Genomic DNA, 18,767 nt, shown 5'->3' on the forward strand with positions numbered 1-18,767 from the left:
CAAAGTCGATACGTCGGTTTTAGTCAAAAATAGCGGGATTTCGAAGAACGCTGCGGTCAACTTCAGCTAGGGTACGACGCCCACATAAAGCCATACTGATGCTCAGTTCATTGGCTATGATTTCTAGGCAACGTTCTACGCCGGCTTGCCCCGCTGCACCCAACGCATACAAAAAGGCACGCCCGATCATCACACCGTCAGCCCCAAGCGCTAACGCGCGTAATACATCCTGACCTCCACGGACACCACCGTCCAAATAAATTTCTGTTTTACCCTGAACCGCCGCCACAATAGCCGGCAAAGCCGCAATGGATGAAGGCGCCCCGTCTAATTGGCGTCCTCCGTGGTTAGAGACCACAATCGCGTCGGCACCAGCGTCTACGGCTAGCTGAGCGTCTTCGGGCTCCATGATGCCTTTTAAAATAAGCTTGCCGCCCCAACGCTTTTTAATCCACTCGATGTCGTCCCAACAAAGCGTGGGATCAAACTGTTCCGCTGTCCAAATCGACAACGAGCTGACATCACTGACCCCTTTTGCATGCCCAACAATATTGCCAAAAGTACGCCGTGGCGTTTTGATCATTTGAGAACACCAATAAGGTTTGGTTGCTAAATTAAGTAGGTTTTTTAAAGTCGGTTTGGGCGGAGTGGTTAAACCGTTTTTTATGTCTTTATGACGTTGACCTAATACCTGTAAATCAAGCGTCAACACCAAAGCTGAACAGTTTGCGGCCTTAGCGCGATCAATGAGCGCTTCCATAAAGCTGCGGTCACGCATCACGTACAGCTGAAACCAAAACGGAGCACGTGTATAAGCGGCAACATCTTCTAGGGAACAAATACTCATGGTAGAAAGCGTAAAGGGAACGCCGTAATTTTTAGCAGCTTGGGCCGCTAGCATTTCCCCATCGGCATGTTGCATGCCTGTCAGTCCGGTAGGCGCTAGTGCAACGGGCATGGAAGCAGGCACACCCAGCAGTTGCGTCTGAGTAGATCGCTGTTCGATATTAACCGCTACACGCTGTTTGAATTGCAAGCGCTGAAAATCGGACTCATTAGCGCGGTAGGTGCTTTCTGTCCACGAACCTGAATCCGCATAGTCATAAAACATTTTAGGCACACGACGCCGTGCTAAACGTTGAAAGTCAGCGATGTGGGTCACTTTTTTTAAATTATTCACCCTTTTCTCCAGAATGGTGCTATACTAGTTTTTTTACGCAGCAACACACAGACAAAACCTGTACTGCGAGTAACTATTGTGACTTGTACCACGAACATTTCGCAATAAGAACAAAAACTTTTTAAGTTATTTCAAAAAACAGTTGACATGATTTAAAAACAAAGTTATAGTTCTATTTCTTTCAGCGGCTGTAGCTCAGTTGGATAGAGTACTTGGCTACGAACCAAGGGGTCGTGGGTTCGAATCCTGCCAGCCGCGCCATATTTAGTAAAAAAGCCTCATCATTAGATGGGGCTTTTTTGCGTTCTATCTAGCGCACTCTTGCTTGCTTAATAACCCAAAATCATTCCTACCGATACAAATAACGACCTGATTTATATCAATAACTTAGGGGTTATTTCTAGCTAAGTAATTGTCTTTTGCCCTGCATCAAATGGTGTCGTTTTAAGCATTTTTTGATCTAAATCCTTGCTAGACTCAATTCTAATCACACTTGTATTACCTCTGTTATTAGGAGTTTTTCATGGATAAAAGAAAAAATATACGTTCCGCTCGCGAAACGATGGGTGTCTTTACGAATGCTCAAGCAGCTGAACAGGCGCTACAACATGTGGCCTCTCTTTTTTCAGGTGATAATACACGTGTAGCCCTCATTGAACCCCATGATCCTCAGGTAGAAGCCAAACTCAAAGACGAATTCTCTTTCATGGGTCAAGCCGCTATTGCGGTGCACCTTTGGTCAGTGGTACTAAGTGTCGCGGCGGGAGTTTTATTCTGGTGGGCTTTTTATGCCATGGGCATGCCCGTGTTTGTGCATGAAGCCCCTACAGCGCTTCTTGGTTCTGTTTGTGTGTTTTTATTGATTGGTGTGTTGGCCGGCTGTTTTGTAGCGTATATGCCAAGCCGAAATGGTGTCATCGAACCCACCAAAAAAGCCGTGGCAGAAGGCAAATGGGTATTAGTCGCCTACCCAAATTCGGGCGCTGAAATAAATGCCACCAAATCCTACTTTGGCCAACTGGGTGTGCATTAATCTTTTATACCCACCACAAAAAAGGGAGGCATTGCCTCCCTTTTTTAATGTCATAGTGACTTTTCCACACGGTATTTAGGGCTTAGTGGAATCAACGTGATTTTTTAAGCTTTGCGCATGTTGAAGATGCTGCTTGAGTAAAGGTAGTACATCTTGGGCAAAACCGGTTATTTCATCATCGTCGCCATTTTTAGCCTGTTTTTCAAAAAGCTCAATGGCATCTTCGTGAGCTTTAATCGCTAAATGTTCCGCATAGTACTGATCGAACTCGTGACCTTCTTTGCCTTTAAGCAGTAATACCTTACCTTGTTGCATCATGCTTGCCGAGGTTGGCAATGCCTGATCTTTAGCTACTGCCAATGCGTTCAACTCCTTGTCAATACGCTCATGCTCTTGAAGCATCATACGGGCGAACTCTTGTACTTGTTTGTCTTGGCTGCGCGCAAGTGCCTCGTTTGCGCTCTCTATTTCATAATGCCCTGCCTGAGCCGCTTCTTTTAAAAAATTGCGATCGCTCATGGATAACTCGTTGGCTTGACTGGGCTTCATGGTGATTAAGCACAAAGCTACTCCCACAAAGCCAGCTACAGCAAATCCTCGTAAATACATAATCGCTCCTTTGCTTTATAAAGCATCTCTAGAGTTGAAAAGCACCTATTGCCTATGCCGTTAGCAATTTTCATACCTGAGCGCTTATTAGCTTTTAAGCACATAACCTGCTAAAAATTAGGCTTGCCATGCAGCTTTACGATGAGTTGTGTGCACTAGCGATTGATTACCCTTACTTACTGCTGTTACGACTCTGCTTGTCTTATTATGAAATAAACGTATGCAGTAGTACCTAGTTATTATTACTCGCTGCTTGATTTACTTAACATTCATTACGCTATGAGCCGAATACTTCATTAATTAAAACTTCTGACTTATGCGTTAAGGAGCCATCATGACGTTAACCTTGCAGCATCGTTTGCAAACTCAACAACAGTTGTCACCGCGCTTACAACAGTCAAATCAAATTCTGCAATTAGCGGCCCCCGCTTTTCAACATTTACTGCGCTCGCATTTAGATCACAATCCTTTTTTACATGAAGCCGACGAGGAAGAGACCGAAGAAATTCATATTCAAGACGCAGCGACCACTCATGCTGAGTCGTACCCCTCTGTATCCGTCCCCGAAGACCTTGATCCGTTAGCAAATATTGAGCAAACCGAAGACCTTCAGTCGCATCTATTAAAGCTCTTGGCTACAACTCGCCCTGATGCGCGCCAATATTCTCTATGTGCATTCATTATTGATGCGCTCGATGAGAACGGCTATTTACGTAAGTCGTTTACTGATTTATTGCCAGACTACATTGATGAGCCCATTTCTGTTATGGAATGGGAGGCCGCCCTTGAGCGAGTTCAACGTATTGCACCCACGGGGGTAGCGGCTCGTGATATGCAAGAGTGTTTACGTTTGCAAGTTAATGCGGACATTGATGAGCACTCGCCTCTTTATAAACCGCTGTTGCAGCTTATTGACTCTGGCTTAGAGCTTTTGGCCGAAGGTCACTATGAGCGTTTACTCAAGCTACTACGTGTTGATGAAACCACTTTAAAAGCCTGCTGCGCTTACTTACGCCAATTGGATCCCAAACCAGGGCGCCAATTTAGTACTACTACTCATCAGCATTTAGTCCCTGATGTATTTATTTATAGACAAAATAATGAATGGCATATTGTCCCCAACTTCAATGCATTTCCTAAACTAACAATTAATAAAAATTACGAACAGCTCTTAAAAGAAAATAAACCGGACAAAGACCATCCTCTACACCAAGAATGGCAGCAAGCTCAATGGTTAATTGAAAGTGTCGAAAAGCGCCATCATACAGTATGTGAAGTCACTCGTATTATTCTCGAAAGACAGCGTCTGTTTTTTGATTATGGGGATGAGGCAATTCGCCCCCTGTTAATTAGTGATATTGCCGCCGAGCTCGATTTACACGAATCCACCATTTCGCGTGCGACTTCAAATAAATATATGAGTACCCCTAATGGTGTATTTAGCTTCAGACATTTTTTCTCTAGAGACTTGAGTATGAGCTTTGGGGGCAGCTGCTCGACGCGCATGGTTAAAGCCAAGATAAAACAATACATTGAGCAAGAATCGGCTGATGCCCCATTGTCTGACGTTCAAATACACCAGCGGTTAACTCGTGAAGAGATCAACATTGCCAAACGCACAGTCACCAAATACAGACAGCAACTAGCTATTCCTAGCTCTAGAGAGCGACGTCAACCCGCTCTGCTCTAGTTGGGCACACTATCTGCTTTATAGGTAACTACGATGAAACCTTAATTTGTTTCCATTCACCTAGAGAGAACGTCATGAGCAGAATTATTGTTGTTTCAATCCGAGTTGCCCAACAAAAGAGTATTGCGACGGGTGGGTTAGCTGTTGCTATAGAATGCATGTTAAACGCGCATCAACAAGAAGGCATTTGGTTAGGATGGAGCGGCGAACAATGTGCTCAGCCATGCACAGAGCTGCATGTTGAGCATCGTGATCATTATTCCACTATGACTTTCAGCTTGACCCCAGAACAACATCAACAGTTTTATTGTGGCTATGCCAATAATTGTTTATGGCCTGCGTTTCATCAACGCATTGATTTAATGACATTTAATAGTCATGAATATCAGCAGTATTTAGCAGTGAATGAGCAAATCGCACACTACTTAAGCACTATACTTCGACCCGATGATATTGTCTGGGTACAGGATTACCATCTCATTCCGCTCGCCCACTATTGTCGCAAATTGGGTTTAAACCAACCTATTGGTTTCTTTTTACATACGCCCTTTCCTAACCCAGATGCCTTGGCGACCATTCCGCGTCATCAATCTTGGTTACCTTATCTCTTAGATTATGAGGTAGTAGGCCTGCAATCTACTCCTGACTTTTTGAATCTATCAAATAGCTTAACCAAGGTATTAGGGCTAAGCGCAAATGAAGGGCGAATTACCTATAAAAACCGCACCACGTTAATCAAGTCTTACCCGATTAGTATTGCACCCGAGCTGATCCAATCCATGGCAACTATGCCTACACCGTTTGGCTCTGACACCTCGGACTACCCAATCTTAGGTGATGGACAATTAATTGTTAGTGCGGATCGACTGGACTACAGCAAAGGGCTTCCTAAACGCTTTGAGAGTTTTAATACTCTGCTAGAGCACTTTCCTACGCTTAAAGAAAGCGTTAACTATTTACAAATTGCCCCCTCCACACGCGAGGGCATAGAAAGCTATCAACAGCAACAAAACGAATTAGAAAGTTTAGCTGGTCAAATAAATGGCAAACACGCCAGTTTTAACTGGGTTCCCCTGATTTATTTAAATAGAGCAGTTGCCCCAGTGATGCTGATGAGTATCTTTCGTAAAGCCCATGTGGGCTTTATTGCTCCTTTACGCGACGGCATGAATCTTGTCGCTAAAGAGTACGTGGCTGCCCAAGATGCGGCTGACCCAGGGGTACTGGTATTATCCGAGTTCACAGGGGCAGCTAGCGAATTCCAAGAAGGGGCTTTGTTAGTTAACCCTTACGATACTGAGGCCACGGCTCAAGCCCTCTATCGCGCGTTAACGATGTCTCTTGCTGAACGTCAAGCACGGCATCAGGCTTTGATGGCGCACTTAGAGGAGTTTGACTTAAAACGGTGGTGTTTTAGCTTTCTTAGTGATCTGAACGCGGTCTTGGAGACTGAGGCGACGCCTTCGTTGCAAAACTAGGCTCTGCTTCTGTTCGTAAGCGGACAAAGGTCTGGGGTTGATACCGAGCTAAATAACTAATCAACCCCGCCCGCACTGCACAGCGCAAGTCGAACAGCTGTCCCGAGTCTGTAGCACTCACTAAAAAGCGTAACTGCATGCCCCACTCGTTAGTTTCTGTGATTTGCATAACTGCCACCCGCTGATCCCATAAGCTCTGTGCCTGGCATAACTGTTTAAACTCGGCCTCTAGCGCCACTAAATCTGCTCGGTAATCTAACCATAAAAATACGGTTCCGATCAGCTCAGCGGTATGATGCGTCCAGTTTTGAAATACGTTTTCTACAAACCATTGTAACGGCACAATGAGCCGTCTTTCATCCCACACTTTTACTACCACATACGTGGCAGTAATTTCCTCGATACGCCCCCACTCACCGTCAATAATAACGACATCATCAATACGTATAGGTTGAGTAAAAGCGAGCTGAAGGCCCGCTATAAAATTACCCACTACTGGCCTGGCCGCCATACCAGCCACCAAACCGGCCACACCTGCAGAAGCTAATAAGCTGGTGCCTATTTGTTTAGCACCAGGCAAAATAAGTAATACAAAAGCCAAACCTAGCAAACTCAAGACGAGGTGAGTGCTGCGCGCTAAAACACGAGTTTGAGTATAAATACGACGTGCTTTTAGATTGTCTTTTTCTGTGAGAGGGTTCGATTGCACTACAACTGTAGCAACTGCCTCGACCATAGCCATTAAAGTTAGAGTGGCACATACAATAATTCCTACCACCAATACCAAAGCGACTATTTGGGCCCAGTGTGCTGTCAAGCCTAAACCAGCAAACCATACCTTGAACCAAATAAACCAAAATAGCCAACGCGTTACATACTGCCCTTGGTTCACAAAGGCAGTAAAAAAAGGTTGTCGTCGGCCTAAGCGCCTCACCACTTTTACACCCACGCTGTGGCCTAAATAGATAGCTACCACTCCAGCCAATAAGATAAATAAAGAAAATAAAAAAACAGTATTCACACCACGCTCCTAATACACTTAGTTTCCTACCTGTAGAGCAAGTCATGTGCGTGATAACTAGTGCGCGAGTTAGGCACACTACCTGCTACCCACTCCATACCTAAGCAGTATTTTTTATTTCGTTTTTTATTGGAGAAATACCATGACGAATAAAGATGATAAACCGCATACTCAAGGTCAAAAACAGCAATCGGGTCATACCGATGAGCGTGGCTCTACGGCTGGGGGCTCAGGACATCAAAAAGAAACCGCAGCACAAGGTGGTCGCGCGGCGCATGAAAAAGGCACCGCTCATGAGTTTGATTCTCAAGAAGCACGTGAAGCCGGCTCAAAAGGAGGTAAAGCGGCGCATGAAAAAGGCACTGCGCATGAGTTTGACTCTAAAGAGGCACGTGAAGCGGGTTCAAAAGGAGGACAAGCTAGTCATTCTTCCCAGGGCAGTAATCATGGCCGTGGTCAGGGGCATGAGTTTGACTCTGAAGAGGCGCGTGAAGCTGGATCTAAAGGTGGAAAAGCGTCTCATCGAGATGATGACCGTTAATGTCTAGTCCCCTTTGATGTAACGCGTTGTCGATAGCCTGATGGCCCTCTCCCTCCTCCCCATACCACTGGGCCATCAGGCTTCTTCTTTTGGAGTCGAGCATGTCTAATTTTGAAAAAACGTTGCAACAACAACGTCATATTCAACAGCAGCAAGATCAAAAAGATCAACAAACCACTCAATCCGAACCGGTAACCCATAGTCCCTCAAATCCTGGTTCAGATTACCCCACTCCCCCGCTACCCCCTCAACACCAATCAAAGCCAGGTGTAGAGAGTGAATTAGAACCGGCGCCGCAGTATAAGGCCGATGCCTATAAAGGTAGCCAAAAGCTCGAAGGCAAAGTCGCTCTGATTACGGGTGGTGACTCGGGCATCGGCCGAGCTGTGGCGGTACTTTTTGCTCGTGAAGGCGCAAATGTCGCTATTATTTATTTATGTGAAGATGACGATGCCTTAGAAACCCAGAAAGCTATCGAAGCAGAAGGGCAATCCTGTTTGACTTTAGCTGGGGATATTAAAGACCATGAATTTTGTCATCAAGCAGTAGAGCAAATAGTGGATCATTTTGGTGAAATTAATATTCTTGTTAACAATGCGGCCTTTCAAGAGCACGCGCCGTCATTACTTGATATTGACCCCGCTCGATGGGATGAAACCTTTAAAACCAATATTTATGGTTACTTCAATATGGCTCAGGCTGTATTGCCTTTTTTAGAGGCTGGCGACTGCATTATCAATACGAGTTCAGTTACTGCTTCTGCCGGCAGTGCCGAACTTATTGATTACTCCAGCACTAAAGGTGCGATTAACTCTTTTACCTATTCATTAGCAAGCAATTTAGCCCCTAAAGGCATACGTGTTAATGCTGTCGCACCTGGGCCGGTATGGACGCCATTAAATCCCGCTGATAGGCCCGCAGAAGACATTAAAGATTTTGGTAAAAGCACCCTTTTTGGTCGCCCTGCTCAACCTGAAGAGCTCGCGCCGGCCTATGTGTTTTTAGCTAGTTCGGTATGCTCTAGCTACATCACTGGCGCTGTGTTACCTGTTACGGGGCAAGCTGGACAATGATGCTGCTACCTTCTGTTCCCCTTGAGCAAGCTGCCTTATTTTTAGACGTGGACGGAACTCTGGTACCGTTAGCACCTACTCCCGAAGCGGTTTATTTTGATGCAGAGCTAAAAGAGTTGCTTGCTGAGCTCTATGAGGCCACTGGCCAAGCCCTTTGCTTGGTGTCAGGACGTGATCAACGTAGCCTAGAGCAGTTGTGCGGATCGCTTGACCTACCGTTAATTGGATGCCATGGTGCCACGATTCGGTTGCTGCAACCTGCATTGCAGTGGAGTGCTCCTATTGACTTCGATTGTCATCAGCAGCTTATACACACTTGCACACAATGGTGCGACACGAAAGAAGGTGTACGGGTAGAGCCGAAATCGCATAGCATTGCTATTCATTACCGCGCTCAACCGCACTATCGAGCTGCTATTTATGCGTTTCTAACGGAGTTAGTCGAGGTCTACCCCGAGTATGTAGTGGTAGCCGGTAAATGTGTTTGGGAATTAAGACAAGCCTATTTTAATAAAGCCACTGCTATTGCCCAGCTATTACAAACACTACCTTTTAAAGACAGGCTGCCTATTATGATAGGTGATGACGTCACTGATGAGCCCGCCTTTGCATGGACTAACACGCAAGGCGGGTTAAGCATTCATGTGGGTAGCTCGACCCAAACTTGTGCCCGCTACAAGGTGGCTTCGCCTGAAGCTTTACGGCATTTGCTTGGGCGCTGGTTACACCTAGCTAATGCGTAAAGCACATTGGAACTCGATCACGTCGGGTAAAGCTCGAATGGCATATTCAATTTGCTTAATGCTTTCTAAGTCAGTGCCCGTGCCACTTAATTTAACACGACCATTGTTAACCTCGATTTGGCAATGGTTAATAGTCATTGCCTGTCGCTCTAGGATAGCTTGCACCTGATGATAGAGCTCACGATCGGCTTGAGCATCAATTTGTAAGGCCTCGGGTTGTACACGAGTGGGCTCTTGTTCCCATTCCGATATAAAAGAAGGCTCTTCGTTTGTGTTTCTTGGGCCAGGATAATTTTCTTGTGGCTTTTTCATACTATGACCTCCTTATCGTTACTAAAAAATTAGCAATTTTTATGCCCATAAAATCAGCTAGCAAGTTTTATACCTATATAGTAAGACACAATTAACGGGAATAAAAATTGCTAAGCAAAAATACAGGTTTATTTTTAAAGGCAATGATTATGGCTGCGATACCAGTTAACAATCGATCTGTTCTCCCTTATCAAGGTGTAAGTTTAGTATCGACGGCAGACGCTATTACCCAACAAAAGTTAGCTCAGCAGTTAGTAAAGATTTTTCAACAAACTGAAGAAAAACCCAATGCCAACTTGGCTGGATCCCCCTATTTATTGCCTATTGATACCTTGCTGGCTAACGAAGCTAAAACCCTAGGGATTGAGTCTGTTCATGACCTGTATGGTGGTGTAGTGCCGTATGACTTTGTTAAAACCAAAGTTCTTAGCCATCCACTGTCTCATTCATCTTACACGGCCCCGGAAGGTTGGGACTATGACTTAGGACAAAAGTTAATGCCATATACCCTTAAAGGCTATAGTGCATTTTCTGTACAAGAGGCGTTTTGGACAGCACGGGGTTTCATCCATGAAAGCCCTATTCGTATTAAATTTGCTTATGCCAAAGCGAGCCACGATCAATTTGTTTGTAATCATTATCAAGAAGTCACAGATTTATTGCTTCAAAGTCGCTTTGAACCCCAGTTAGAACAAGGTGTAGTGATTGAAGAAAACCTAACCGATACCACCACCTATAGTGTAGGACAAACTCAGGTCGCTGGCATACTGATTAGTTACGTCGGAGAGCAGCGCCAAGTTCCAAACCACGAGCAGTTACCTACGTATGGAGGCACACACCTTTTTGCAGTGCGGGGCAGTTACGAGGAATTGATTGAAGCAGTGAACACCCCAGTGCTAGTTCGAGCCATACGCCTTGCTCAAAATTATGAGCAGTGCATTCAGGCTGCTTTTCCTGCATGGTACGCATCGCGACGTAATTATGATGTGATTCATGGTACGGCATGGGACGGCTCAGATCGTCTTGGTGTTCTCGAACAGTCATGGCGTATGGGAGGTGCTTCGATGGCAGAGCTACTGGCGATTGAGGCTTTTTTACATAATCCTGCTTTGGCCTCTGTGCAAGCCTGGACTAAAGAACGGTACTCACGCACGCAAGAACCAGCGCTAGATACCGATGAGCCTTACTGCATTGCTGAGGACGAAAACGGGTACTTAATTAAGTCTGCGGGGGTGATTGAGTGAGTGTAGTGATATCTCCTACCCATATTGCCTTACCTGATGCGTTTAACTTAGACGCGCATTTTCTTACGCCTAGCGCCCCTATCCCAGGAATCTTGTTTATCCACGGCTGGGGGGGTGATCAACGCTTTGATCTGAAACGAGCTCATAGTTTGGCTAGGCTTGGTTGCGTCTGCCTAACCTTTGATTTAACTGGCCATCATGACACCACTGCTCAGCGACATCACGTGTCTAGACAGCGTAATCTTCAAGATGTGTGTGCTGCGTATGACACACTAGCATCACATTCATGGGTAGATCCAGAGTCCATCGCCATTATTGGTCACAGCTACGGCGCCTATCTCGCCACTTTAGTTAGCCAATTGCGCCCTGTCCGATGGTTAAGCTTATTGGCCCCCGCTCTGTATCACGACGAAGAATGGTTTAAACCCAAAGACCAATTAAACAAAGCGCTGTTAAATGCCTATAGGAAAACACCGCACACTAAAAATGACAACCAAGCGCTACTGGCCTGTTCGTTATTTAAAGGGGACGTCTTGTTAATTGAGACTGAACACGACGACTTTATTCCCAAACAAACCATTCTTAGTTATCGCAACGCGTTTCTTGAGGCCCAATCCATGACGCACCGTATTCTTTATGAGGCGGACCATGGCCTCACCCAAAAAGCCGCTCAGCAAGCTTACTCAACATTGCTGTTTGGTTGGATTCAAGAAATGATTATGGGTGCGCGTGCTGGTTTTTTATCCGTTTAACTGCTGTAAATGGAGTGCCCTATGTCAATTTTCCCATCGCGTACCCTTTATACTGTTCTAAAAAAATACATGGTTTTATATGGTGGTTTAGTTGATAACCCAGAGCAACTTCGCTATGCCTTGTTAGACTACAACGAAATTATTGATTTTGCTCAGTCTAAGCTTGATATATTGATCGATGCCGACGCAGCAAAACGCATTAGCGAAGTAGGAATTGAATGGTTAGCGTATGCGACTTTGCATCCTCAAGACCCACAAGGTTTTGCCCCCAAAGCCCAAGCGAAACTGGAGCCCTAGTCGTAAGCCATTAGCTAAAAGACTTATGCTGATGTTCAATCAATACGTGTACGGCATCTTGATCAGCTAAAATATAACTGCGCCATACGGCATTGCGTAATTCCCTGACATTGCCGGGCCAGCTATGTTGACGCAGCAGCTCTTCTGAATCAGGAGCAAAGTGTTTTTCTGTACCTTGCTGTAGATTCATCTGTTGTAAAAAGTGCTGAGCCAACAAAATAATGTCGTCTTCGCGTTCACGTAGTGGTGGCACATACAAAGGAAATACACTTAGTCTATAGAACAAATCCTCGCGTAGTTTTTCTTGTTCTACAGCCTGCATGGGGTCACGGTTAGTCGCAGCAATAATTCGTGCTTCTGTTGTTAACAATTTTGTGCCCCCTACTCGCATGTATTGCCCAGTTTCAAGTACACGTAATAAACGCACCTGCATCTCAGGGGGCATTTCCGTAATTTCATCTAAAAACAGGGTGCCTTTTTGGGCTAGCTCAAAAAAACCTTGGCGGGCTTTATCTGCCCCAGTGAAGCTGCCTTTTTCATGGCCAAATAACTCGCTTTCAATTAATTGACTGGAAATTGCCCCACAATTTAAAGGTAAGAAATTTTCAGCAGCACGGGCACTGTATTCATGTAGAGCTAATGCGACCAATTCTTTACCTGTTCCGCTCTCACCAATAATCAATACAGGCACATTAGTTTTTGCTACGCGCTCAATTTCAAAGTACAACTGTTGCATGGCAGGGGAACGGCCTACAAAATGGGCAAGCCCATTGCCTGTGCGGTTAACTGTCAGCTGATATTTGTCTTCATAAAAACGCTCTACGAGTGACGACAAAACCGGAGCGATCTGAGTCGTCACATCAGTCGTATTTAATAAAGCAGCTACCCCTAGGGTTTGGGCACGTTTTTTCAGCGCTGTTGATGGGTGCCGAACTAGTGTAATAACGGGTAAAAATTGCGCTGCCGTCTGCTGAATTTGCTGATGAGCGCTTTCATACATTGCTAGGTCTATGACTAGAGCTGTCACACTGCGTTGCTGCAACACCAATAAGACCTGTTTTATTTCATTGACCACACTTACTGTATATCCGAGTGGCTTGGCTATTTCTTCTATTTCTTGTGCCATCTCAGGATCCTGCTCTACTACTAATAGGTATGGCATGACTATTCCCTATATATAGAAATGAAAGAGTAAATAAAAGCTATTTGCTCATACTAACTAGCTAAACGACTTTTAGTGTGACAATTCGTATGCTTTGCGACATAACTGTTAATAAACCACGCGAACCATGTAACTATATATTAAATGTATTAGGCATGAGACTTGCTATGTCAAAACATAGGCTTTACGCTTCATTTAAAGCCTTGGGTTCAGTCAATGCATTCATTGACGGCCCATTTTTCACCTAAGGAGTTACATAATGAACGCACCTAAAGCCCGCCATTTTTTGCTCAGCGCTGTTTTCCTTAGTGTTGTGGGATTACCCGCTGCCTTTGCCGCCGAATCTAGCGATTACAAACCCGAGCTAGATACTAAACAAATTCAACCCCATACGGCAGATGAAATATCGAATGAGCCCAAAGCGGAAGGGGCAAAAGGTCAGCCCGACGCTGACTCTAACCCTGCTACAGATAGTAAAACACGTAGCGACGGCGCCTCTAAGGATACCCATCGGTCATCTACTAAGACTACGAAAGAAAACGCTAACCCTAATCGTGTTCAGCCTGACGCCGATTCGTCAAAAACCGATAGCCGAACTCCAGCCACTGATGCTAGCGCAACAACTGATGCCCAACGTAATCAACCCACCACTGATTCATCTAAAATCGATACCAGCTCTACCGTTAAAGAGGGCACCTCAAGTACTACAGGTACGGATGCATCGACATCAGGAAATACAGGTAAGGTAAAAGACGCTAATGAAAGCGCTACGACTGCTTCTGATTCAGCTAAAAAGGGAAATACAGGTAAGGTAACGGATGCCAATGAAACCGGTACTGTACACCATAACCAAAACAGTCCTGAATTTAAGCGCGATAAGGCAAAGTGTGAAGAGCTAGTGGGCCAATCTCAAGACCAGTGCTTGTTGGATTTACAAAAGAAATACAACATGCCAATGGCTAAATAATAGCTCTATACTTTAGATAACACACGCCCTATTAACTTAAGTCAATAGGGCGTTTTGCGTTAAGTGCTAAAATTTGCGGGAATAACTATCTACATTCGGTCTTTACCCAACACTTTTTGACTTTTGTTGTCTACAATTATCACAATAAATAAAAACAATTAGACACACTAAGAATTATCTAACACAAATTAACAAAATCGAATAATAAAAAACAATCTATCGCTACATTTAAACAGAACGATGCAGATTACGTCGATATCAAGAGTTAAAACCACTATTAAAAACACATATATTTATAAGTAGTTACTCTTTTATTTTTTAAACGGTGCAACCGCTATTGAGTACGCTTTAATTTTGGAATTAATTGCCGTTGGTATTATCGGCACATTAACGGTTTTAGGTATAAATATCAATGATTTATTAAATAACATTTCAAAGGTTGTAAAAGTAGGCGAAGGGTCTTAATTCTATTTAAACTCTTTAATTAATGAGTAAATTTAACTTTGCCAGCCCTTCTCTCGTACAAGCTCCTACAATCAGTATTAAGGCAAAATTATTTGAAATTTTTATAAAGAACTCAAGATCCCCAAATCTTAAGAATTGTAAATTTATGCCCTAAACCCCTAATATTTAGCCAGTTATTGTTTCTTTATTTCGCTTTTAGAGCCATAATTTAACAAATGGAATTGTTTGTAGACGTCTATTGCAAAAGTAACCTCCACCAGCCCAATCAAAACACCTACTTACTGCTATCACAGGGTAAGTCAGCAACAAGCAATAAAGAGACCTAGCAACACCCGTTCCACTTAACCAGGAGAAGGATGTGCCTATACAAGCTCTATATGATTTGTTACCTTTTTTATTCGTTTTTGGTGGCTTCTTTTTACTCGTCGTCATCTACCTTAGCTCAAGGAACTAAGGGTTTTTTACACGGTTCTTTTAGCTCTGCTGCTTGCTAGTCGTCGTCATGAGGTAGTTGTTTACTGTCTTGTGTTTTAGATGTGCGACTTTCTTCGATCATTTGCTTAAAGCCTTTGATAATCAAATAGCCAGCCGCCAAAGCACCCAAAATAAATAATGCAATTCGCATTGTTCAATCCTCATCACGCGTACTGATTTAGTACGCGTTGTTAATAAACAGTCATTCTGTATTATCCGCGATAATACGCTGGATAAATGTCTTCGGGCTTTAAACGCGCCCGGTTACTTTCCACTTCACGTAATGGCTGTACCCGTTGCATGGTGTCCAGACTACGCTGTGTTAAGCGCTGATACATGTGCGTGCCTAACACTTTATTCTTTATCTCCGCCTCATTGAGCTCTTTGATAATTTTTGCGGGGGCTCCAGCAACCAACTGTCGCGCCGGAATAATCATACCTTTTTTCACAAAAGCCATGGCACCGATAATGCTGTCGGCCCCTACATCACATTGATCCATGACGACAGCATTCATTCCCACCAAAACGTTGCGGCCGATGGTGCAACCATGCAGTACGGCGCCATGACCAATGTGACCATCTACCTCTACGACGGTGTCTTGTTCAGGGGTGCCGTGAATTACACAGGTGTCTTGAATATTGGAGCCTTCTTTCATGACAATGCGCCCAAAGTCTCCACGTAAGCTAGCTAGGGGGCCAATATAAACCCCCGGTCCTATAATTACGTCGCCAATTAATACAGCAGTTGGGTGCACATAAGCCGTTTCATGTACGACAGGTACCAAACCGTTAATTGAATAAATATTTTCCACGTCTTTCTCCTTTTATTGACAGCACGCCTTTAATTGAATGGTAAACCATTTTGGGCGGCTATCTCCCTTGTTAAATTCGGTTATACTTTATTAAGTTATCGAATAAGCAAGCATAGACAGGAGACTCAGGTGCGCTTAGTTTGTTTTGGTTTAGTTGCCACATTAGCACTACCTAGTACTGTTATTGCCAAAGACGCGGTATCTGATTGCATTGGTACCCACTTTACTGAATACCATCGTATCGTTAGCCCGCACCGCTCCGTTTCTATCGAGCGTATCCAACAATGGTCTAACTGGTGCAAACGTGGGTTTAATGCTTTTCAACTCGCTGAACAAACTCGCCCCTGCTATCAAGAACAAATCCACTTGCTCCAACAGCAAGCGGGTGGCTTTCTGCCTATTACCTACGAAAAAAGTCAGCAAATCAAATACTACTGTCGTCAACAGCTTTGGCTTAGCCTGGATAACCCCCCTGCCCAATCCCAGACTCAGGTTCCTCACTCCTAAGACTCGACTCATTCTGCCGACCCCACCCCAAATTCTCTCGTCTACTTTCCTTTAGCATAAGGTTTTAACGATGAAAAAAATGAATTTACGCCAAGCCTTGTTAGAGCTTAAAGAGGCTAAGAGCTTTGCTCAGCGAGTTGCCGCCACATCTAACCTTATGAATCAAACGGCATACAAGGCAGGCCAATTTTTATATGGCACGCATACCGTCGACCCTGCCCCCAAGTCTAATCCCGAACCTATTGCCCCAGATACCAAAACAGCACAAGACATGGCACCGGCTTCTATGCCTAAGCCAGTTGGCTCTGACCGTACTCAACGCGAGGAAGAGGTCGATTACTTCACCAAAGGGCTAATGAAATTAAATGAAGACCTTAAAGCGTTGCGTATTACTAAAGAGCTTGCGCACACCGATGTAGAACGCAATGCCATTCATTTTAAGATTCTTCGTCTAGAACGTGAACGGCGTAATTATTTGGCTAAACGACAAACACCGTAGTCGTTTATTTGGCTGTTGCTTCTGTTTCTGCTGGGTTGGTGTCTATTTTCTGCACAATTAATTCTAAGCGCTCGGCCTCGAAATCTACCAAAGCCGGTTGTAGATCAGGTAGGTCTCGGGTCACTTTAGTGGATAACTCCTTGAAGCGACTGACTTTTCCATACAAACCTTGCTGACCGGCCAATGCAGTCACGCTTTGGTTATAGTGATTGCTCACTGTTTTTAAGCTGGCACCCAAACGTGAAAGACGCTCGGCAATTACACACACTTGGTTATACACCTCGCCAGCCCGCTCACCCATTTCTCGGGCTTCGACCTGACTGCGCTCGAGCATCCAAAGATTAGCCACCGTTCGTAAAATAGGGATGAGCGTTGTATGGGAAACCAACACCACCCCTTTTCTATAGCCGTATTCAAATAAGTCTTTGTTGTGTTTGAGAGCCTCGATATAGGCGGGCTCTATCGGCATAAACATCAACACAAAGCTAGGGCTACGCATACCTAATACATTGGTATAGTCTTTACTGGCTAAGTCATCCATGTGTTTACGCACCGCGAGATCGTGCTCTTTAAGTGCTAAGGCGTAGGCCTCGGGGGTTTCTGCTGCAATCGCCCTATCGTAGGCGTTTAAGGTGATTTTGCTATCGATAATTAAATGTTTATTATCAGGAAGCTTTACGATATAGTCGGTTAGTTTGGTACGCCCTTGTTCGTCTTTGAAGCTTTTTTGCGCTTCGTAATGTGCGTCTTCAATCAAGCCGCTCATTTCTAGTGTGCGCTGTAACTGTGCCTCGCCCCACGCCCCCCGTTGTTGAGAGTCGCCTTTTAACGCTGAAGTTAAATTTGTGGCCTCTTGGCTCATTTTTAAGCCAATATCCATCATGTTTTTTATTTCTGTGTAAAGACTGGCCTGACTCCGTTGCGTCGCGTCATGAACCTCGTTGATACGTTTCTGAAATCCATCAATTTGCTCGCGAAAAGGCTTTAATAGATGATCTAAGCGCGTTTGGCTACGATTATCGAACTGGTGACTGCGCTCCTCAAATACCTTATGCGCCACATTTTCAAATTCTTTGGTTAGCTGCTGCCGCGCCTGTGTTAACACGGTGATTTGGTCTTGGTAGTGTTCCTCTCGTTGTGTAGCCGTAATCGTTAGCTCGGTATTTTCACGCTGCAATTGGGCCAGCTGATGATGCAGCCCTTCGTTTTGTGTGGTGACGCGTTGGCTTTCATTATGAAGGCGTAAGTTTTCCGTTTGGGCAGCGGTTAACTGTTCCTCGAGACGCCCTCGGCTAACTTGTGCATCATGCAAGCGTTGTTTTTGAATCGTCAATACACGTAGCCAATACAAGGTGGCTCCGATCGCGCCCACCACGAGCGCCGCTAACAGCGGTATGGCTTGAGATAATTCTGTCATCGTGCCTACAGGTATTTATTCCGTATTTATTAAAACAGCGGCTTGGGTTAAGCCGCTGTTTAGGTTGTTAAGCCAGTGCTTCTTGAGCGGCCTGTTCGGGAGAATAGCCCTCAAAAAACAAATCGGTAAACCATTCGGCTTCTTCCTCTATGTAATCTTGAGCTTCTTGTTCGGACGCCCCTGCTGCCACCAAAAAGCCTTCGACTTCGATACACCATTCAATCAGTTCAATTTCCTCGGGATCGAGTTGCTCTTTGTTTTTTTTCGCCATGTCTGGCTCCTTGGTAATAACCATCTACGTATGAAAGGTTTATTTTTTGACATCCTCCCCCCCTAAAGGCAGGGGATTCCTACCGCGCCCATTGCAGGCGTAGCGCCTGAACAAGTCGCCTCGGGGGGTTCCTGCTTCACAGAGGCTGCGTGTTTGGCCCTTGCAGACCTTGCACGGCTAACGTTCTCTCCACAGGCTGCAACGCGGTGTCCCCGCGCCA

The 18,767-nt window shown here is 44.8% G+C and carries 21 protein-coding genes, 1 tRNA gene and 1 pseudogene; 14 read left to right on the forward strand and 9 right to left on the reverse strand.

The features are described 5' to 3' along the window. Positions 1–19: 19 nt before the first annotated feature. Positions 20–1,180 carry an alpha-hydroxy acid oxidase gene (locus GGR41_RS12170; protein ID WP_167662130.1) on the reverse strand — a complete coding sequence of 387 codons (1,161 nt, stop codon included), beginning with the start codon at positions 1,178–1,180 and terminating at the stop codon, positions 20–22. Positions 1,181–1,364: 184 nt separating this feature from the next. On the opposite strand from GGR41_RS12170, the gene GGR41_RS12175 reads away from it, so the two are divergent. Then, positions 1,365–1,441 (forward strand) — tRNA-Arg (locus tag GGR41_RS12175). A 262-nt stretch (positions 1,442–1,703) separates the two neighbouring features. Continuing rightward, on the forward strand, positions 1,704–2,213 hold the full coding sequence (locus GGR41_RS12180; protein ID WP_167662131.1) for a hypothetical protein: 510 nt from the start codon (positions 1,704–1,706) through the stop codon (positions 2,211–2,213). Positions 2,214–2,288: 75 nt separating this feature from the next. Here the strand turns inward: GGR41_RS12180 and GGR41_RS12185 are convergent, their stop codons facing one another. Continuing rightward, positions 2,289–2,822: a DUF4142 domain-containing protein gene (locus GGR41_RS12185; RefSeq protein WP_167662132.1), complete on the reverse strand. Its 534-nt coding sequence runs from the start codon at positions 2,820–2,822 to the stop codon at positions 2,289–2,291. Between the two features lie 334 nt (positions 2,823–3,156). On the opposite strand from GGR41_RS12185, the gene rpoN reads away from it, so the two are divergent. Next, the gene (gene rpoN / locus GGR41_RS12190) at positions 3,157–4,512 is read left to right on the forward strand and encodes an RNA polymerase factor sigma-54 (protein WP_167662133.1); all 1,356 of its coding nucleotides are present in this window, start codon (positions 3,157–3,159) and stop codon (positions 4,510–4,512) included. A 74-nt stretch (positions 4,513–4,586) separates the two neighbouring features. Further along, entirely contained in the window at positions 4,587–5,990 is a 1,404-nt protein-coding gene (locus GGR41_RS12195) for an alpha,alpha-trehalose-phosphate synthase (UDP-forming) (RefSeq protein ID WP_167662134.1), read from the forward strand. Here the strand turns inward: GGR41_RS12195 and GGR41_RS12200 are convergent. Then, positions 5,935–7,011: a mechanosensitive ion channel family protein gene (locus tag GGR41_RS12200; RefSeq protein ID WP_167662135.1), complete on the reverse strand. Its 1,077-nt coding sequence runs from the start codon at positions 7,009–7,011 to the stop codon at positions 5,935–5,937. The two genes, GGR41_RS12195 and GGR41_RS12200, sit on opposite strands and share 56 nt — an antisense overlap. Before the next feature lie 142 nt (positions 7,012–7,153). Here GGR41_RS12200 and GGR41_RS12205 point away from each other — a divergent pair, with 142 nt between their 5' ends. The 3 genes from GGR41_RS12205 to otsB all read left to right on the forward strand — a co-directional run bounded on the left by GGR41_RS12205 (position 7,154) and on the right by otsB (position 9,368). After that, positions 7,154–7,552, forward strand: a complete 399-nt coding sequence (locus GGR41_RS12205; RefSeq protein WP_167662136.1) for a KGG domain-containing protein — start codon at positions 7,154–7,156, stop codon at positions 7,550–7,552. Positions 7,553–7,653: 101 nt separating this feature from the next. Continuing rightward, entirely contained in the window at positions 7,654–8,625 is a 972-nt protein-coding gene (locus tag GGR41_RS12210; protein ID WP_167662137.1) for an SDR family oxidoreductase, read from the forward strand. Then, positions 8,622–9,368 (forward strand): trehalose-phosphatase, encoded by a 747-nt coding sequence (gene otsB, locus GGR41_RS12215; RefSeq protein ID WP_167662138.1) that lies wholly within the window; start codon positions 8,622–8,624, stop codon positions 9,366–9,368. The genes GGR41_RS12210 and otsB overlap by 4 nt, the downstream gene beginning before the upstream one ends. Here the strand turns inward: otsB and GGR41_RS12220 are convergent. Beyond that, on the reverse strand, positions 9,354–9,680 hold the full coding sequence (locus GGR41_RS12220; protein WP_077734763.1) for a hypothetical protein: 327 nt from the start codon (positions 9,678–9,680) through the stop codon (positions 9,354–9,356). The genes otsB and GGR41_RS12220 overlap by 15 nt on opposite strands. A gap of 149 nt (positions 9,681–9,829) precedes the next feature. On the opposite strand from GGR41_RS12220, the gene GGR41_RS12225 reads away from it, so the two are divergent. The 3 genes from GGR41_RS12225 to GGR41_RS12235 are packed head-to-tail and all read left to right on the forward strand — an operon-like array spanning position 9,830 to position 11,973. Then, positions 9,830–10,924: a DUF3182 family protein gene (locus GGR41_RS12225; protein ID WP_167662139.1), complete on the forward strand. Its 1,095-nt coding sequence runs from the start codon at positions 9,830–9,832 to the stop codon at positions 10,922–10,924. Then, complete coding sequence (locus GGR41_RS12230; protein ID WP_308633761.1) at positions 10,921–11,676, forward strand: alpha/beta hydrolase family protein; 756 nt, start codon at positions 10,921–10,923, stop codon at positions 11,674–11,676. Before GGR41_RS12225 ends, GGR41_RS12230 begins: the two co-directional genes overlap by 4 nt. 21 nt (positions 11,677–11,697) lie before the next feature. Further along, positions 11,698–11,973 carry a hypothetical protein gene (locus tag GGR41_RS12235; protein ID WP_167662140.1) on the forward strand — a complete coding sequence of 92 codons (276 nt, stop codon included), beginning with the start codon at positions 11,698–11,700 and terminating at the stop codon, positions 11,971–11,973. Positions 11,974–11,983: 10 nt separating this feature from the next. Here GGR41_RS12235 and GGR41_RS12240 read toward each other — a convergent pair whose 3' ends face one another. Continuing rightward, positions 11,984–13,135 (reverse strand): sigma-54-dependent transcriptional regulator, encoded by a 1,152-nt coding sequence (locus GGR41_RS12240; RefSeq protein WP_229711235.1) that lies wholly within the window; start codon positions 13,133–13,135, stop codon positions 11,984–11,986. A 259-nt stretch (positions 13,136–13,394) separates the two neighbouring features. Between GGR41_RS12240 and GGR41_RS12245 the strand changes: the two genes are divergently transcribed. Both GGR41_RS12245 and GGR41_RS12250 read left to right on the forward strand, forming a co-directional pair. After that, a complete protein-coding gene (locus GGR41_RS12245; protein WP_167662141.1) occupies positions 13,395–14,102 on the forward strand; it encodes a hypothetical protein in 708 nt (235 codons plus the stop codon). A gap of 333 nt (positions 14,103–14,435) precedes the next feature. Beyond that, positions 14,436–14,567, forward strand: a pseudogene (locus GGR41_RS12250) (Flp family type IVb pilin); the annotation flags it as partial. A gap of 490 nt (positions 14,568–15,057) precedes the next feature. Here the strand turns inward: GGR41_RS12250 and GGR41_RS13215 are convergent. Continuing rightward, positions 15,058–15,192, reverse strand: coding sequence for a hypothetical protein (locus GGR41_RS13215; protein WP_268235113.1), 135 nt, complete (start codon positions 15,190–15,192; stop codon positions 15,058–15,060). A gap of 61 nt (positions 15,193–15,253) precedes the next feature. Then, positions 15,254–15,853, reverse strand: coding sequence for a transferase hexapeptide repeat family protein (locus GGR41_RS12255; RefSeq protein WP_167662142.1), 600 nt, complete (start codon positions 15,851–15,853; stop codon positions 15,254–15,256). 129 nt (positions 15,854–15,982) lie between these two features. On the opposite strand from GGR41_RS12255, the gene GGR41_RS12260 reads away from it, so the two are divergent. Together GGR41_RS12260 and GGR41_RS12265 are read left to right on the forward strand one after the other, a co-directional pair. After that, positions 15,983–16,360, forward strand: coding sequence for a hypothetical protein (locus GGR41_RS12260; protein WP_167662143.1), 378 nt, complete (start codon positions 15,983–15,985; stop codon positions 16,358–16,360). Between the two features lie 70 nt (positions 16,361–16,430). Continuing rightward, a complete protein-coding gene (locus tag GGR41_RS12265) occupies positions 16,431–16,859 on the forward strand; it encodes a hypothetical protein (protein WP_167662144.1) in 429 nt (142 codons plus the stop codon). A gap of 4 nt (positions 16,860–16,863) precedes the next feature. On the opposite strand, the gene GGR41_RS12270 is transcribed toward GGR41_RS12265, so the two are convergent. Together GGR41_RS12270 and GGR41_RS12275 are read right to left on the reverse strand one after the other, a co-directional pair. Beyond that, complete coding sequence (locus tag GGR41_RS12270; RefSeq protein WP_167662145.1) at positions 16,864–18,276, reverse strand: DNA recombination protein RmuC; 1,413 nt, start codon at positions 18,274–18,276, stop codon at positions 16,864–16,866. 67 nt (positions 18,277–18,343) lie between these two features. Further along, positions 18,344–18,547 (reverse strand): hypothetical protein, encoded by a 204-nt coding sequence (locus tag GGR41_RS12275; protein WP_077734753.1) that lies wholly within the window; start codon positions 18,545–18,547, stop codon positions 18,344–18,346. Positions 18,548–18,767: the final 220 nt, after the last annotated feature.

The organism is Paenalcaligenes hominis, assembly GCF_011927625.1.
Taxonomy (GTDB): Bacteria; Pseudomonadota; Gammaproteobacteria; order Burkholderiales; family Burkholderiaceae_B; genus Paenalcaligenes; species Paenalcaligenes hominis.

Coding starts and splice junctions, on each gene's coding strand:
- GGR41_RS12180 (WP_167662131.1), top strand. CDS start 1,704: ATGGATAAAAGAAAAAATATACGTTCCGCTCGCGAAACGATGGGTGTC.
- GGR41_RS12185 (WP_167662132.1), bottom strand. CDS start 2,822: ATGTATTTACGAGGATTTGCTGTAGCTGGCTTTGTGGGAGTAGCTTTG.
- rpoN (WP_167662133.1), top strand. CDS start 3,157: ATGACGTTAACCTTGCAGCATCGTTTGCAAACTCAACAACAGTTGTCA.
- GGR41_RS12195 (WP_167662134.1), top strand. CDS start 4,587: ATGAGCAGAATTATTGTTGTTTCAATCCGAGTTGCCCAACAAAAGAGT.
- GGR41_RS12205 (WP_167662136.1), top strand. CDS start 7,154: ATGACGAATAAAGATGATAAACCGCATACTCAAGGTCAAAAACAGCAA.
- GGR41_RS12210 (WP_167662137.1), top strand. CDS start 7,654: ATGTCTAATTTTGAAAAAACGTTGCAACAACAACGTCATATTCAACAG.
- otsB (WP_167662138.1), top strand. CDS start 8,622: ATGATGCTGCTACCTTCTGTTCCCCTTGAGCAAGCTGCCTTATTTTTA.
- GGR41_RS12220 (WP_077734763.1), bottom strand. CDS start 9,680: ATGAAAAAGCCACAAGAAAATTATCCTGGCCCAAGAAACACAAACGAA.
- GGR41_RS12225 (WP_167662139.1), top strand. CDS start 9,830: ATGGCTGCGATACCAGTTAACAATCGATCTGTTCTCCCTTATCAAGGT.
- GGR41_RS12235 (WP_167662140.1), top strand. CDS start 11,698: ATGTCAATTTTCCCATCGCGTACCCTTTATACTGTTCTAAAAAAATAC.
- GGR41_RS12240 (WP_229711235.1), bottom strand. CDS start 13,135: ATGCCATACCTATTAGTAGTAGAGCAGGATCCTGAGATGGCACAAGAA.
- GGR41_RS12245 (WP_167662141.1), top strand. CDS start 13,395: ATGAACGCACCTAAAGCCCGCCATTTTTTGCTCAGCGCTGTTTTCCTT.
- GGR41_RS13215 (WP_268235113.1), bottom strand. CDS start 15,192: ATGCGAATTGCATTATTTATTTTGGGTGCTTTGGCGGCTGGCTATTTG.
- GGR41_RS12265 (WP_167662144.1), top strand. CDS start 16,431: ATGAAAAAAATGAATTTACGCCAAGCCTTGTTAGAGCTTAAAGAGGCT.
- GGR41_RS12270 (WP_167662145.1), bottom strand. CDS start 18,276: ATGACAGAATTATCTCAAGCCATACCGCTGTTAGCGGCGCTCGTGGTG.
- GGR41_RS12275 (WP_077734753.1), bottom strand. CDS start 18,547: ATGGCGAAAAAAAACAAAGAGCAACTCGATCCCGAGGAAATTGAACTG.